The sequence below is a fragment of the Actinomyces glycerinitolerans genome (assembly GCF_900098745.1).
Lineage (GTDB): Bacteria > Actinomycetota > Actinomycetes > Actinomycetales > Actinomycetaceae > Actinomyces > Actinomyces glycerinitolerans.
In genome coordinates this window covers 205,288-220,226 of sequence record NZ_FQTT01000011.1, presented here as the reverse complement: position 1 = coordinate 220,226, position 14,939 = coordinate 205,288, and the positions used below count along the sequence as shown (strand labels likewise).

The window sequence follows — 14,939 nt, the reverse complement described above, 5'->3', positions numbered from 1 at the left end:
GTTGGACCGCCGTAGCCGCCGGTTACAGCGGTCCAACGGGGCGTGGGCGGTCCAACGGGGCGTGGGCGGTCCAACCGGGGTGGTGCACTTCCACCGTTGGGTGCCTGCGGCGGTGCGGCCGGGCTTCTTCATAGGGGTCTGACAGATCGGGCAGAGCCTTGCTCGTGGGGACCGTGTTCTCACGGCCCGCACATCTACCCCCGAAAGTCAACCACCGCCCCGGGTTAACCTCCCAGGCCATAATCACCCCGACTTCCCCGCACCACAGCAACCAAAATCCCGATCTTTAGCAACACGTTCACGCCGATAACTCGAAAATGACCCCCACACCCGAAACGACCACCCGCATCACAGCACCAACCCGAACCACCACACCCACAAACACGAAGAGCCTCTTATGTTAAAATCATTTCTATCTGGCAGTGTTCCCTGACTAGGAGGTCGTAGATGCCTTCCGTGAAGAAGATGCTCACTGTTGCCTGCGCTGCGCTTGGCGTGGTGACGGTGGCTGCCTGCGGCTCGGGCGATGATCGCGTCGCGGAGGACTCGCCCTATTACGGTTCGTTGAGTGAGTTGGAAGCCGCTTCGGATTATGCGCTGCGCATCTCGGTGACCGACGTTGAGGCGAGTGTCGTGGATGGTGCGGCGTGGGATGTTGTCCACTGTGACGTGCTTGCGAGTGATCCGAGTTTCAGTGATGAGGCGGTCACCCTGGAGATTCCAGCGGATACTGGCACGGCCGAGTCGGTTGAGATGGCGTCCGGCGGCGAGTATGCGATCTTCGTCAGAGTTTCCGATGATGGGGATGTGTTCCTGACCTCGGCGGATCAGGGTGTGTTTCCGGTTTCTGACGGCGTTGCTGGAAGCAGCGATGCCGGGACATTCTCCCTAGGTGACGCGGCGAGCCGGCTCGGCCTCAGCGAGTAGCCTACGAGGCCGGCGGACGCCGGTGGAGCAGGCCGTCGCAGAAACACGTGAGGCGTCGCCCATGAGGGTGCGCGCCCGTCGGCGCACAGATGCGCGCGCGTTTCGTGAGTGCAGGCGCGTCCGCTTACGGCGCGCACAATGCCCGGTTCACAGTGCTCGCGCACACGCCCGGCGCTCGACCCGGTTAGCCTGTGCCCATGACGCTCATGACGCAGAGTCCCCAAACCGCCTCGGACCCCGCCGACCGCACGGTCATCGCGCGCTCGGCCGGCGGTGGCCGCGTCGACTCCGAGACCGGCCGCCTGCGCGAGGTCATCGTCCACCGGCCCGGGCGGGAGATCGCCCGCATCACGCCGATCAACGCCAACTCCCTGCTGTTCGACGACGCCCTGAACATCGCCCGCGCCCAGGCCGAGCACGACGCCTTCACCGCCATCCTGCGCGCCGAGGGCGTGATCGTCCACGACTTCCGCGACCTGCTCACCGAGACCCTCGCCGTCCCCGAGGCTCGTCGCCTGGTCCTGGAGGAGACCGTCGGCCCGCAGGCGGTCGGCGTGTCCACGTCCGAGGTGCTCATCGACTTCCTGGGCGGCCTGCCCGACGCCGAACTCGCCGAGGTCCTCCTGGCCGGCATCACCCGCAACGAGCTGCGCGAGCGCCTGGACCCCGGCGACGCCGCCACCCTGTTCGCCACCACCTACCTGTCTACCCTGGAGGGACAGTTCGTGGTCACCCCCCTGCCCAACCACCTGTTCACCCGCGACACCTCCGCCTGGCTGTACGGCGGCGTGTCCGTCAACACCATGGCGCTGGCCCCCCGACGCCGCGAGGCCGTCAACTACGAGGCCGTCTACCGCTTCCACCCCGCCTTCGCCAGCCGAGTCGGCTCCGTCCCGCGTGGGGGAGGGGCGACGTCGTCGGACCGGGACCGGGGCGAGCGCGGCCCGCTGTGGGTGGAGTCGCATGGCGCCTCCCCGGCCACCGTCGAGGGCGGTGACTTCCAGGTGCTGGGCAACCGCACCCTGGTCATGGGGCTCACCCACCGCTCCAGCGCGGCCGGCGTGGAGCGCCTGGCCACTCGGCTCTTCGCCGACGGCGTCGCCGACCGGGTGATCGGCATCCATATGCCCGACCGCGCCTTCTACACCGAGCTCGACGCCGTCATGCACCTGGACACCCTCATGACCATGGTCGCCCCCGACACCTACCTGCGCTTCTCCGGCTTCAACGACGTCACCACCGTGGAGATCGAACCCGGCGCCAACCACGGTTCCACCAAGGGCTCTGCCCTGCGCGTCACCGTCCACGACGGCGGCGACATGGACGCCGTCCTGGCCCGAGCCGCCGGCATCGACGCCTTCAAGGTCATCAGCCCCGACATGTCCGATGAGGCCGAGGCACTGCGCGAACTGTCTCGTGACTCCTGCAACGTCGTCGCCCTGGCGCCCGGGCGGGTCATCGGCTACGCGCACAACCAGCGGGCCAACGACGTGTTGCGCCGGGCGGGCGTGGAGGTCATCGAGACGCCCGGCGTCGAGCTGGTGCGCGGCCGCGGCGGGGCCCACTGCATGACCTGCCCGGTCACGCGCGATTGAGCCGAGTGACGCCGAGCTTGCTCGGGTGTCCGAGGCGATTGAGTCGCGTGAGAGGCCTTGCCGTACACGCGCGATTGAGCCGAGTGACGCCGAGCTTGCTCGGGTGTCCGAGGCGATTGAGTCGCGTGAGAGGCCTTGCCGTACACGCGCGATTGAGCCGAGTGACGCCGAGCTTGCTCGGATGTCCGAGGCGACTGCGCCGCTCACTTCCCGACGACGCTGATCTCCCGCGCCTCGTCCCAAGGCACCGTCCAACCCGCGGCATCGATCACCGTGGACAGCACCGCGGCGGTGAAGCCCCATACGAGCGGCCCGTCGTCGCGGGGAACGAAGGCGGGGCCCCGCCACACCTGTCCGCCGCTCTCCAGCACCCACGTACGCCGAGCCGCCGGATCCACGAGCGCACCTACCCCAACCCGCATCGCCCACCTCGTCTCGGTGCCGTCCAGCCGCATATCCCGAGGCGTCGCCCACCAGCCGAGCACAGGAGTCACCAGGTTCGCCGAAGCGGTCAGCGCCGCTTCCGGCAGCGCGCCGAGCACATCCACGTCGGACGGTTCGATGCCCGCCTCCTCCCATGCCTCGCGCAGAGCCGCTGCCGTGGGATCGCCCCCGTCGGTCGGCTCCAGCCCGCCGCCGGGGAAAGCGACCTCGCCGGGGTGGTGACTCACCGCCGCGGAGCGCAGCGTGAGAACGACGTCGAGGTCGTCCACCGATGCCCCCTCGCCGTCGGCGCGCACCCCGCGGGATGCCGCCTGCTCGCCCACCCCGAATAGGACGAGCACGGCCGAGCGCCGCAGGGCGCGCCCCGAGGAGCTAAGCCCCCGCGCACGCTCCCGCTGCGACTCCAACCCGTCCAAGTGGGGTGCTGCCGCCGCCACCCGGCGAAGATCATCAACCACTCCCATGGGGTGAGGCTACGACCTTCTCATAGCCGGTGACGGTTAACGGCGAGTCGGCGGTGGTGACAGTGGTAACCAGCTCTGGGACGAGTCGTGTGGTGTCGGCTGACGTGCGCGGCGGCGGGGCCCACTGCATGACCTGCCCCGTCGCCCGCGACGCCGTCTGAGGTCTTCGCCGGTCCGAGCCGGTGCGCTGCCGTTTTTTCCGGATGAGGGCTTGCACCCCGTTTGCGAACACTCGCGATGAGTCTCCTCGGGCGGTTGACTCGATGTGTTCGTACCGTTACCGTGAGTTTTGATCGCTTGCGCGGTCATGTCTCTGAACCCTGCAACATCCAATATCCGCCCGGGCGCTTGAGTGCGTAGTGCTGTTTACGCAAGGCGATTCCGTGGGTGGACATGGAAGGACCTCATGAACGCGAGACTCGCTGGAAAGAACCCCAAGAGACCCCTGAGAGTGACGCTTCTGTCACTGACTGCGATCGCGGCCCTGACTGTTTCTCCGGCAGTCGCCGCGACCTCGGCGTCCGGAACCGCCGCTGCACCGGCCCCGGACGGCGCGGTCGCGCCATCAGCGGCTGCCGCGGCGGTTGCCGAAGACGACGCCGCCTCAACCGCCGTCGTCGCACCCAACAGCTTCGGTCAAGAGGCGGTGCTCGCGGACGAGGCCGCGTTGGATGACGCCGATGCCGAATCCAATCAGGACGTAATCGACTACTGGACGGCCGAGCGGATGGCCCAGGCCCAGCCCGTAGACGTCGTCGCGGACTCCGAACAGCTCGCCCAGGCCGAGGCCCCGGCGCTGGCGTCCGCCGCCGATTCCGAGCCGGGAGAGGAGGGCCTCACCGATCCCGCCGAGCCCGCCGACGACGTGCTCGCGCAGGCGCAGGCCGCCGGCCTTTTCGACGAGGACCTGCAAACGCTGACCGCGGACTCCGGCGAGGAGACTGCGGTTGTCGCGCCGCCGGTGACGAACTACTCCGTGACCAACGGCAAGCTGTTCTTCGAGGGCTATGAAAAAGAGAACGGATACTGTTCGGCGTCCGCGCTCAACACGCCGACTAAGCGCGTGATCATTACGGCGGGACACTGCGTGTATTACCAGGGGGCCTGGTCGCAGAACGTTGTGTTCGTCCCTGCCTACGACGGCCGGAAGGCGGACCCCGATCCGGTGGGAATCTGGACTGCGCGCACCCTGCGCACATTCAACTCCTGGATCGACAACTCGGACCTCTCCCACGACGTCGGAATCATTACCCTGGACAACGGCGGAGACGACAACAGAAGAATTGTCGACGCCGTCGGCGGGCACGGCCTCATGTGGAACGGCTCCAAGAGCTTCGACGTCTCAATCTTCGGCTACCCGAGCAACAAGAGCAATCCGAACGGTCGCTACAGCATGTGGGCCTGTTGGAGTGCTACCCGCGGTGACGACGATCGGGATACGGTCACGGGCTGCGACTTCGGTAATGGTTCATCGGGCGGGCCCTGGCTTGCCCAGTACAACAACCGTACCGGGCTGGGGCATGTTCGGTCGGTGACGTCCACATGGCTGGACTCGGCGGACCAGAACTGGGGGCCCTACTTCAACACCGATGTCAAGAAGATGGTGGACGCCTCAAGACATGACTAGTCCGACTAGTCCGGCGTGCACCGACGCCGACCATCGAGCACAGGGGGCGATCATGTCGCTGATCGGACGCCGCACAATGACGAGGCTTGCGCTTGCCGCGGGCATTGCGATCGCGGGGGCGGGAGGCTGCACGCAAGCGCGGGACTCACCCACCGCCTCAACCGAGCCGACCGGTCCCAATGATGCTACGGACTCGCCGACGGAGCAGGCCACAGCCACCGGTGACTCCGGAGCGGCTGGTTCAACGAGCGTTCCCGCACCCACCGGTGATGCGACGGGCTCGGTCCAGGTGCTTCAGGCCCGCGACGACCTGGTCTCGCCCGCCGCCGTCGCGTGGGACTCGTGGGAACTGGTCGACCCGCGGACGATCGAGCTGACATTCCTGGCCGGCCCTGCGCAGTGTGAGGGCGTGAGTGCGGAAGTTCTCGAGACCGACCAGGACGTGACAATCAACCTCAGCGTCGGTACCTTGCCGGACGCCGGCGCCTGCCAGGCGATCGCGTTGACTTCAACCACGCGCGTAGCTCTCGGTGCCGACCTCGGCGACCGTACGGTCCGCCAGGACGCCGGTTGACACCCACGCGATCATGAGGTTGCCAGCCTGTTTGGCAAATGGTGCCCGGAGGTCTGCGAGTGAACGGCAGTCGGCGATGGCCGGGTTTGACTGGCGCGAAGACCGGCGGAAGCGTTGAGCCTGGGAGCTAGGGATGAAACAGATCCCCCGGCGCCGATTCGTAAGGGCCCCGCACTTGGTGCGGGGTTCCTTCGTCAGACGGCCGGCGTGTTGCCGAGGCGGCCTGGTTCCTGAGAGGCTCGGGCTAAGACATCCGCGTCGTCTCAACGGTCGGCCGCCTCCTCGCTAGCCCAAACCCTGGCGCGCCGGATTCCTACATCCCTATCAATTACCCTCCAGCTGTGTAGCGCTGTCCCCCGGTCGAGTGACGAAGGCCGAGGCCGACGGAAGTGCGTCGTACTCTGTTCTGTACCGTTCTATCCATTCGTCTGCGAAAGCGTAGGCATCAGTGCTCGGTACGATGGCATAAACTGAACCGCCCCATCCTGCGCCGAAGGCTGAGGCCCCGATTGCACCCATGTCTCGGGCCAGCGACACCATTGAGTTTGTAGCTGGAACCTGGTTGTGCAAACGCTCGTTTGCTAAACTATGTGAGCGATTGACTATCGCTCCGATTGCGTTAGCGTCGGCCGTTGCGATGGCGTCGGCTCCGGCGGGCACAAGGACTAGCGACTCTATGAGGAATTGTTCAACGCGTCCTCTCTCGTAATCTGACTTTGTGAAGTTGAGCAGCCTTTTTAGTTGTGGGTCTTTCATGGCTTCACTGCCGGTGGCTTCACCGATAAGTGAACGGACCGCGCTTGCCAGCGTGGTGTCACTGCGTCCACTGGCTTCGTTCCAGCGCGCGAGTACTGTCTGCAGGGTTTCCGGTCCGCGGTTATAGTCCGCAAGCGCTGCACCGCTCTTTTCAGCTAGCACGCCGCTGATGCCGACGACGATCGACCACTGTGAGGGAAAAGTGATAAGTCGAAGTATTTGCGCAGGGTCAAACTCGGCGTAGAGCAACTTGTCTCTTGCTCCACACAGTATGCCCGTATGGTCTTCGCTGCCGCCCTGCGTCCCTACACCCGTTGTGCCTGGCAGCTCGCGCCAATCCCTCCCATTCTCGACGCTGGCAAAATAGCCGGCGAGTGATAGACGATCAGGAATGTTGCGCTTCCAAACCTCCGAGGAGGACCAGCCGTTGAGGTCCGCCAAGGCGAGGGCGCACGCGCAGACAAGCGCCGAGGAGGAGCTCATACCTGACGCTGGCGGCAGGTCCGAGGTGATTGTCAGACTGGCGGGTACCGACGCGCAGAAGTTGTTAGTCAGCCGATCGAGTACCGTCTGTAAGTAGTGCCCCCAGTGGCCAACTGGTAAAGCCGAGTTGACGTTGGCTGTCAGCGACACGGGCTCACCGCCAGCTGTCGTTGTGGCCGTCAGGGTGCCCATAGCGTTGTTGGAGCGCTCGGCGCAGACGGTGACTCCCCGTTCGACGGCCCCCACCAAGACCCGTCCTCCGGCGTAGTCGGTGTGCTTGCCCAGGATTTCGATACGCCCGGGTACGCGCCAGGCGGAGCGTACGGGGGCGGAGCTGCCGAGGTTGGTCGCGTATGCGGGAGTGCCATGCTCATTCATAGGAGTACCTCGGTGGCGGCGAGACGGGCTTCGACGTCTGCGATGTCGTCACGGCATGTCAGGTCGAGTACCGGGCCGCTCCAACCGATGACTGTTACGGGAGTGTCTAGGGCGCGCACTGCGTCTACGATCTCGTACTCGCCACGCGGTGACGGTGAGATGCGGCGGCAGGCCTCGAAGATGTCTGGCATGAAGGCGAAGCAGTTCATCGAGACTTGTGCATGCGTCCCGGCGGAACTGACCGCCTCTGGCGTTGGTTTTTCGACGATGTCGACTAGCAGGCCATCTTTCGAACATATTAGTGCGAAAGACGCCACTCGCTCGGTCGGGATGTTGGAACCAGCCACGAGAGTAGCGCGGTCGAAACCGAGCAAGGCGTTGCCCTTGTGGGCGGCGAGAGCCCGGATTCCTTCCACCGGGTAGTAGTTGTCTCCGTTGACCATAAGGAAGGGGTCATCACCTATGGCTCCGGCGGCCGATACGACGGCGTCGGCGGTGCCCCGCGGCTCAACCTGGACGGCAAGCTCGACGGCGATTCGACTCAGGCTGAGCGAGTGCAGGTGTGCTGTAAAATCGTCGTGTTCGGGACCGACGACTATTACGATGCGCTCGATGCCGGCATCTGCCAGAGCACTCATGGAGTAATCGACGAGGCGGTGCTCTCCGATGGGCATGAGTGCCTTGTTGCCGCTGGCAGCAGCGGCAGCCTGGTCGGCCCTCATGATGGAGCCGCCGCTGACGGCGCGCATCCGCGTGCCCAAGCCCCGGGCGAGAATGAGAGCCGTCCGGGTGGTCGTGTCGGTCATGTCGTCAACTCAGCTCATAGTAGGTGGCGATGGCGTCGGCAACGGTCTGCGCCTGGCTGCGGGTGGGCATCTCGCAGAACACGCGCAACAGGGGCTCTGTCCCCGAGAAGCGGATGGTCGCCCAGCCGCCATCCGTGAAGTAGATCTTGCAGCCGTCCTCCCAGACGACCTTTTCGGTCTTGTGACCAAGAACAGTGAAGTCCGGTAGGTTATGGTCCTCGAAGATCAGCGAGGCCAGCTGGCTGCGGCGCTCGGCGGTGAAGCCGTAAGCAGCCTCGACCATGACAAGCTCGCCATAGCGCTCGACAATGTCGGCATACAGCTCGGACAGAGACTTGCCGGAGGCAGCCACGGCCTCTACCAGCAGGGAACCGGCGTAGACGCCATCTTTGCCGGGTATGTGACCGCGCACGGTCAGACCGCCAGAAGACTCCCCGCCGATGATGGCGTTTGTCTCGGCCATCTTCGCGCTGATCCACTTGAAACCGACAGGCACCTCGTAGCAGGTTTGGCCGTGGGCGGCGGCGACGCGGTCGAGCATGTGGGTGGTGGACATGTTGCGCACTACCGGCCCGCTCCACCCCTTCCGGGTGAGAAGATAGTCATAGAGCAGGACGAGCACCTGGTTGGCAGTGATGTAAGTGCCGGTCTCGTCGATAATGCCCAGGCGATCGGCGTCGCCGTCGGTGGCGATACCCAAATCAGCCCCCGACTCGAGGACGGCATGACGCAGTGCCGTGAGAGTGTCCTCAGTGGGAGAAGGCACATGCCCGCCGAATAGTGGGTCGTGGCGATCGTGAATAGCCTCAACCTGGCAGCGGGCGGTGAGCAGAATGGTTTGCAGACTCGTCTCGGAGACCCCGAACATGGGGTCGAGGATGAGGTGCATGTGGGCGTTGCGGATTGTCTCGGTGTCCAGCTTGTCGAGAATCGCGTCGAGGTACTGGTTAAGCGAGGTCTGGACGGTGACGAGTGAGTGGGAGCGTGCCTCGTCGGGCGCGACGGCGCGCACGTCTGCTTCCGTGAGAGCGTTGGCGTGCTCGCTGAGAGCGTCGGTGGTGGCGAGGTCCGCGTCACGCCCGCCTGGCAGAACGATCTTGATGCCGTTATACAGAGCAGGGTTGTGCGACGCGGTCACGACCATGCCGTAGGCGGCTCCGGTTTCACGCACGGTCCACATGGTCGTCGGGGTGGGGGCGGGGCGGTCGAGGACGGTGGTGGGCACCCCGTTGCCCACGAGAACCTCAGCTGCCCACCAGGCAGCGGTGTCGGACAGAAAGCGGCGGTCGTAGCCGATGACGACGCCGCGGTCAGTTGAGCCCTCTCGGGCCATACGGTTCGCGAGTGCCTGAGTGAGAAAACGAACGTTGGCGCGGGTGAAGCCATCCGCGATGATGGCGCGCCAACCGCCGGTTCCGAACTGGATCATTGTAAGCCTTTCAAAGACGACGGGCCGGGAAAGGAAATGGAAAGTGGGGCGATTAAGTCGCCGGTTGCTATTTGCCTGAGCCGAGCGTCATCCCCTCGACTAGTCGTTTGCCAAGGATGGCATAGAGCAGGACAGTGGGAATGACGACGATGACGATTCCGGCGAACAGTCCGCCCCAGTCGGACGTGTATTGCATGGTGCCTTGAAGTGCCAGCAGCGATTGCGGAAGGGTGTATTTCTTATCATCCGTGATGAATACCAGTGCAAGGAGTGTCTCGTTCCAAAGGCCCATGAGGGTAAGCATCGCCGCTGACAGTACCCCAGGGCGTGCCAGAGGCCACATGATCTTGACGAAGGTGATCCACGCAGAGGCCCCGTCCAGAGCCGCCGCCTCCTCAAGGTCGGTGGGCAGGGAACGGAAGAAACCCGTGAGCAGAAATACCGCAAAGGGCAGGGAGGTAGCCACATATAACATGCCAAGGCTAATGCGTTCGTCCCACCAGCCGATGGTATCCCACATGAACCCGGAGAGTGCGTTCATTGCGACCCACAGGGGAATCATGACGACTTGAACAGGGATCCCGAGTCCTATCGCGAAAAAGGACGTGATTGGGCCCGCTGTTGGGACGTTGGTGCGCGCGAGCACATAGGCGGCCATCGAGGCGAGGGCCACCGTGATGATCGTGCAGGTGACGACGATGGTCAGCGTGTTGAATAGGCCCCGGCCCAGCGATGATGCAGTCCAGGCGGAGACGTAGTTGGTGAGCGAGACCCTCTTGGGGAGTTCGAGTGGACGGCTGAAGATGGCAGATCCCCCGCGAAACGAATTGAGGATGACCCATCCGAATAATGCGATGTTGAAAAGGCACCACAGTGCGATCATGAGTTTGGTGGCCTGCCATATCAGAGTGCCGAGTGTGCGTCGTATGCGATGGCGGATAGAGTGCTCGGGTAAGGGGGCGGTGCCTTTAGTGGCGACTTGTCTTGTTGTGGTGACTTCAATCGCTTCGTCCGCCATCAGAACTCCAAGGATTCGCGTCGCATGAGTCGCCGTACTCCGATGACGAACAGCGAGATGAGAATGACCATGATTACCCCCATGGCGCTACCCAAACCGAGCTGATACTGGGGATTGCGTCCTCCCGTGGTAGCCAGGAACTGAGCGATAGTCAGGGTGCGGGCCTCTGGTGCCGGCGCATCCCCAGAACCGGTGATGCCATAGATGAACTCGAAGATCTTGATCGAGTTGATGCACCAAAGCACCACGGAGACCGTCAGTACGTCCCAAGTCAGAGGCAAGGTCACGTTGAAGAATGTGCGTAGCCGACCCGCGCCGTCGAGCTCGGCCGCCTCGTAGTAGTATCTTGGAATGCGCCCGATCGCGCTCATCATGAGGGTGAGGTAATAGCCTACGCTTACCCACACGATACCGACAACGATCACTTTGAAAATGTAGTCCGGCGTCAGCCACATCCGCGCCCACGATCCCAGCCCCAGTCCGCGCAACCCGGCGTTGAGAGGGCCATCGGGGGACAGTAATAGACTCAGCGCGATACCGACGGCTATTGCGGAGAGCAGGTATGGGAAGAACATCAACGATAATGCTGCCCGGCTCCAACGCGCCTCGCGGAAAACTGCGGAGAATATGAAGGTCAGTATGAATATGCCGACGCCGCAAAGCACGAGGATGAGGAGCGTGTTGGTGAACGCCTGACGAAACAGAGCGTCCCTCCACAGCCGTCTGTAGTTCCCCAATCCGATGAACTGGGGTGCCTCGCCGCGGCCCGTCCAGGTGGTCAAGGAGATGTAGACGCCGTAGAGGGCAGGTACGATGAGGAGCCCTACATATGCAACGAGCGCCGGAAGGAGTAAGGGCCAGTAGAGACGCCGGCGAGCTGCCTGGGCAGGGGAGGCAACGGACACTGCCGCCCCTGCCCCGGGGGACGACGCGGATGTGCGGAGCCAGGCCATCACTGGTTCCCGTGGTAGGTCACTGTGTTGGCGGCCAGTTGTTCCCGGAATTGGGCGGCGTCGATTTTCGCGCCGAACAAGTCATTGACGAGGGGCTGCCAGACGTCGGTGACCCACTGCGGTTCGGCGACGCCGACGCCGTCGGTGAAGGGTACAACGTCGGAGGCCTCGGCGTACTCCCTACCGTAGTCAGCGAGCTCGGGGCTCTGGTCAATGTCAGTTCGTGCCGTGAGGTTCTTGGCGTCCGAGGCGATACGCCCACAACGTTCTTTATTGGCAAAGTAGGCCATCCAGGTTTTGGCCGCGTCCTGGTTGCGTGCCTTGATCGGGATTGCGAAGCCGGTGGGACCGGAGATCGCGATACCAGCTCCGGCGTTGTCTCCGACGGCTGGGAACTTGAAGGAACCCCACTCCACCGAGTCTGGATCGTCTCCAGATTTCTCTAGGGAGGAGGAGGCCTCGGATGGGAACCAGGTGCCCATGAGAATCATGTCGGTTTTAGTTGACTGGTCGGCGAAGGAAGCCTGTTGCGTGGGGAACTTGGTGCCCTGAAACCCTGCAGGGAAGTAGCCCCCGGCGATGAGTGTGCCGATAGCCTCGGTCGCGTCCACCCACGGTTTGGACCCGAACTTCTCGCCGGTCGCGTCCTGCGCAGCCTCTGTGATGACGCCACGTCCGCCAGCGCGCAGGAGCGCGGACTCGAGCCAGTAGGCCTCGTAATCCTTGATGTCACCGTCGAGGGCGATCGGCGTGCGCCCCGCCGCCTTGCGCTCATCGAGATAGGCGAGCAGATCGTCGAAACTCTGGGGTGGGTTCTCCACCAACTCGGGGGTGATTCTCTTGTTGAAGAAGATGGTCTCACCGGCCACGGAGTAGGGGAAACAGAAGATCTTGCCGTCGGTGCGTAATGCGTCCATAAGCGACTCGGGAACCGACTCGCCCACGGTGATGTCCTCGCCGTCGATGGGCATGGCCCACAAGTCGGTCAGATCTGCGAGATTGTCCAGGCCGAGCTTGGCGGGGAAGTCCGAAGCGGCCTGGTCAACGAGGTCTGGGGGGTTGCCCGAGTTCAGCCGCGGGAGCACCTGAGTGAGCACTTCGCGACCTGCCCACTGGGCCTCAACCTGGATGCCTGTTTTCTCGGTGAAGGCCTCGAAGAGCTCTGCCAGGAGCACCTGCTGAGGCTCTCCTTGCTGCCACATGGACCAATAGGTGAAACGCTGGTCTCCGCCTGAGTCGGCGGTTCCGGAATTACCGCAAGCGGCCAGTGTGGCGGTAAGTGCAGCTGTGCTTGACAATGATATGAAGTCACGTCGCGTGAGTGTCATCACGATCTCCTTTGTTCGTGTATTTGGTACTGCAGCTTTGTGTCGCAGTCGTGGTATATCGGTGCGGCCAAGCCGGGGTGGGAAGGCGCTCACCGTCGAGCGCCGATCTCCTGTCTCAGTAGCGCTCCTCCTGTGTTGGCGTGGTCATTGCGAAGGCATAGGCCTCGGGGACAGGGTCGTGCGTCCCGGCGAGGTGTTGATAGTCCCACCACAGGCGTTCCAGGCCCAGGTCACCCTCACGCAGGTCCGGGAGACTGAGTGGGGTCTCAATTAGTTCGCGAGCTCGCGCAAGATGCCCTGCCCGTACCCGGCCGACGCACTCTAGATACTGCACTCGGGGCAGGCCACGCACGGCGGAGGGCAGAGAGTCGATGAGGGTGAGGGCTTTGTCGATCAGGCCGATGTCGAGTAGGTGGGTGAGTGCCTCGATAGTGATGCCATGACGATTTGGGGCAAGAGTGTGGGCACGGAGCAGGCCACGGGCGCGTGCTTCGCCGTCGGAGTCGGTGAGGGCCAGAGCGCGTAGGACGTCCGCGGTAAGGTGCGCGCGCTCTGACTTTCGCCATAGTGCACGGGCCTCTTGCGTGAAACCTGCGGCGTGAAGTGCTACCCCAAGAAGGTAGTCGCGCAACCAACTGGGCATTGCGCGTCGCAGGACGGCGATCCAATCGGGTCCGATCATCGCTGACCCGAGCAGGATTGGGTCCAGCTGGCCCGTGCGTGCAGCTTTGAGCCAAGCGCTCTGCTCGGCGTTGAGCGTATCGGTGTTGAAGGGCGTAGCCCAGGAGGCAACTCGATGTCCTGCCAGCACCTCGAGGGCTCCCCATCCCTCCCGTGCTGCGCGCTCTTCCGGGCCATCTTTGAGGGGGACGGGGGTGACCCGGGATTGTTCAAGGGAGGTGAGACGTGCCGAGGCCTCCTCCAGGCGTGCGGGATTGATGACGGCCCGCGCTGTGCGCGCTACGACTGCCTCCCACTGGTCCTCCGGGTTGTCGATGGCTACAGGGCCGTAGCACTCGGTGAAGCGGATGGAGGCGCCCGCAGAGAGGTGTAAGTGCTCCAGTTGGGTGGGGGCAAGCCCAGCCTGGATCTCGGCGTAGCGGCGTGTCCCGGACAGTCGGCGTTGCCATGACCGCCCGCCCATGCCGCTTCCCCAGGTGAATAGCTTGCGCCCGCTCAGTTCGTGCGTCGAGTATTGGCAGATTCCGACGCCGTCGCCGTCCACCGCTGCAATCCATGGGATGCGTGATCGGATGCGATAGAAGTAGTCTGCGCCGCCAGCCTGACGCTGGGGGTGGGTGATGTCGCGTCCGTGATACTCGGGGACGCTGACGATGTCGAGCGCATCGGCGTAGCCGAAGTGGAAGGCCGAGTCGGCGTCGACAATGACTCGGGTGGAGGCGCTCTGCGGAATGGCGATGTTGGACCACCAATAGACGGGAACCTCCCGAGTGGTAGGATTCTCCAGCAGGATGTGGGTGTAAAGGGAATCGGATCCATCAGGTAGCCAGGCGTCCAACCGCCAGGTGAGTCCGAGCATGCGCTCATACGCCCACATACGCAGGATCCGTCCGCCGCGTCCATCCGGGAGGGTTCCTGCGGCCACGGGCTCGTTGGTCAGGCCCCAGTGGCCGGTGGTGCCAAGGTTCCACTCGACGCCGCCGGCGAACCAGGCGTTGCGCAGAGCGAGATTGGCTAGGTCGATTCGTTCGGGTTGGTGTAGAAGTTCACGGCCTGAACGGCGATCCGTCAGGCGCCACAGGCGTCCGCCGAGGTCGAGCAGAAACTCGGCCCGTAGCCGCTGGTTCTCCAGGATTGCGACATTGAGCTCAGACGGTGTGACGCTGCCGTCGTAGGAGTCCTGGTAGCGGTAGGGCAGGAGAGTGGGCGGACCACTTGCGTGGTGCTCCCCGACCTGCAACAGCTCCAGATCGGCGGCGGTCGGAACTCGGCGGTCTCCGCCGTCGAGGATGAGTTCGCCGAGCTCACCGAGCGACGTAACGGGGATCACCGTCGTTTCGAAGCGGATGTCTGACATGGTCCCTCCCTCGGGGCGCGGCGACCACCATGACGGTGAGCGGTTGTTTTTTGTTAGGTAGTAAGTAAACTACTTAAAGAAAAGATAGCACGTCTTGGACGTGTGCGGAAGTGCCTGGA

Annotated in this window: 12 protein-coding genes and 1 pseudogene; 4 read left to right on the top strand and 9 right to left on the bottom strand. The window is 64.0% G+C overall.

Going from position 1 to position 14,939, the window contains the following annotated elements:
* Positions 1–84 precede the first annotated feature (84 nt).
* Positions 85–183, bottom strand: a pseudogene (locus tag ACGLYG10_RS16990) (transposase-like zinc-binding domain-containing protein); the annotation flags it as partial.
* Positions 184–447: 264 nt separating this feature from the next.
* Between ACGLYG10_RS16990 and ACGLYG10_RS09525 the strand changes: the two are divergent.
* Together ACGLYG10_RS09525 and ACGLYG10_RS09520 are read left to right on the top strand one after the other, a co-directional pair.
* Complete coding sequence (locus ACGLYG10_RS09525; protein WP_073330999.1) at positions 448–927, top strand: hypothetical protein; 480 nt, start codon at positions 448–450, stop codon at positions 925–927.
* A 206-nt stretch (positions 928–1,133) separates the two neighbouring features.
* Positions 1,134–2,522 (top strand): arginine deiminase, encoded by a 1,389-nt coding sequence (locus tag ACGLYG10_RS09520; RefSeq protein WP_073330997.1) that lies wholly within the window; start codon positions 1,134–1,136, stop codon positions 2,520–2,522.
* Positions 2,523–2,725: 203 nt separating this feature from the next.
* Here the strand turns inward: ACGLYG10_RS09520 and ACGLYG10_RS09515 are convergent, their stop codons facing one another.
* The gene (locus tag ACGLYG10_RS09515; RefSeq protein WP_073330994.1) at positions 2,726–3,430 is read right to left on the bottom strand and encodes an NUDIX hydrolase; all 705 of its coding nucleotides are present in this window, start codon (positions 3,428–3,430) and stop codon (positions 2,726–2,728) included.
* Between the two features lie 451 nt (positions 3,431–3,881).
* On the opposite strand from ACGLYG10_RS09515, the gene ACGLYG10_RS09510 reads away from it, so the two are divergent.
* Together ACGLYG10_RS09510 and ACGLYG10_RS16385 are read left to right on the top strand one after the other, a co-directional pair.
* Positions 3,882–5,057 (top strand): trypsin-like serine peptidase, encoded by a 1,176-nt coding sequence (locus ACGLYG10_RS09510; protein ID WP_244542637.1) that lies wholly within the window; start codon positions 3,882–3,884, stop codon positions 5,055–5,057.
* The gene (locus ACGLYG10_RS16385; protein ID WP_211483011.1) at positions 5,050–5,631 is read left to right on the top strand and encodes a hypothetical protein; all 582 of its coding nucleotides are present in this window, start codon (positions 5,050–5,052) and stop codon (positions 5,629–5,631) included. Before ACGLYG10_RS09510 ends, ACGLYG10_RS16385 begins: the two co-directional genes overlap by 8 nt.
* A 324-nt stretch (positions 5,632–5,955) precedes the next feature.
* Here the strand turns inward: ACGLYG10_RS16385 and ACGLYG10_RS09500 are convergent, their stop codons facing one another.
* The 7 genes from ACGLYG10_RS09500 to ACGLYG10_RS09470 form a co-directional block, all read right to left on the bottom strand.
* On the bottom strand, positions 5,956–7,248 hold the full coding sequence (locus tag ACGLYG10_RS09500) for a galactokinase family protein (RefSeq protein ID WP_073330987.1): 1,293 nt from the start codon (positions 7,246–7,248) through the stop codon (positions 5,956–5,958).
* Positions 7,245–8,054: a nucleotidyltransferase family protein gene (locus ACGLYG10_RS09495; protein WP_073330984.1), complete on the bottom strand. Its 810-nt coding sequence runs from the start codon at positions 8,052–8,054 to the stop codon at positions 7,245–7,247. The genes ACGLYG10_RS09500 and ACGLYG10_RS09495 overlap by 4 nt, the downstream gene beginning before the upstream one ends.
* Positions 8,055–8,058: 4 nt before the next feature.
* Complete coding sequence (locus ACGLYG10_RS09490; RefSeq protein WP_073330982.1) at positions 8,059–9,483, bottom strand: phosphoglucomutase/phosphomannomutase family protein; 1,425 nt, start codon at positions 9,481–9,483, stop codon at positions 8,059–8,061.
* A 67-nt stretch (positions 9,484–9,550) separates the two neighbouring features.
* On the bottom strand, positions 9,551–10,501 hold the full coding sequence (locus tag ACGLYG10_RS09485) for a carbohydrate ABC transporter permease (RefSeq protein WP_211483010.1): 951 nt from the start codon (positions 10,499–10,501) through the stop codon (positions 9,551–9,553).
* Positions 10,501–11,283, bottom strand: coding sequence for a carbohydrate ABC transporter permease (locus tag ACGLYG10_RS09480; protein WP_159097683.1), 783 nt, complete (start codon positions 11,281–11,283; stop codon positions 10,501–10,503). Before ACGLYG10_RS09480 ends, ACGLYG10_RS09485 begins: the two co-directional genes overlap by 1 nt.
* Before the next feature lie 170 nt (positions 11,284–11,453).
* Positions 11,454–12,656, bottom strand: coding sequence for an ABC transporter substrate-binding protein (locus ACGLYG10_RS09475; protein ID WP_170866497.1), 1,203 nt, complete (start codon positions 12,654–12,656; stop codon positions 11,454–11,456).
* A gap of 241 nt (positions 12,657–12,897) precedes the next feature.
* On the bottom strand, positions 12,898–14,820 hold the full coding sequence (locus ACGLYG10_RS09470; RefSeq protein WP_073330972.1) for a DUF5107 domain-containing protein: 1,923 nt from the start codon (positions 14,818–14,820) through the stop codon (positions 12,898–12,900).
* Positions 14,821–14,939: the final 119 nt, after the last annotated feature.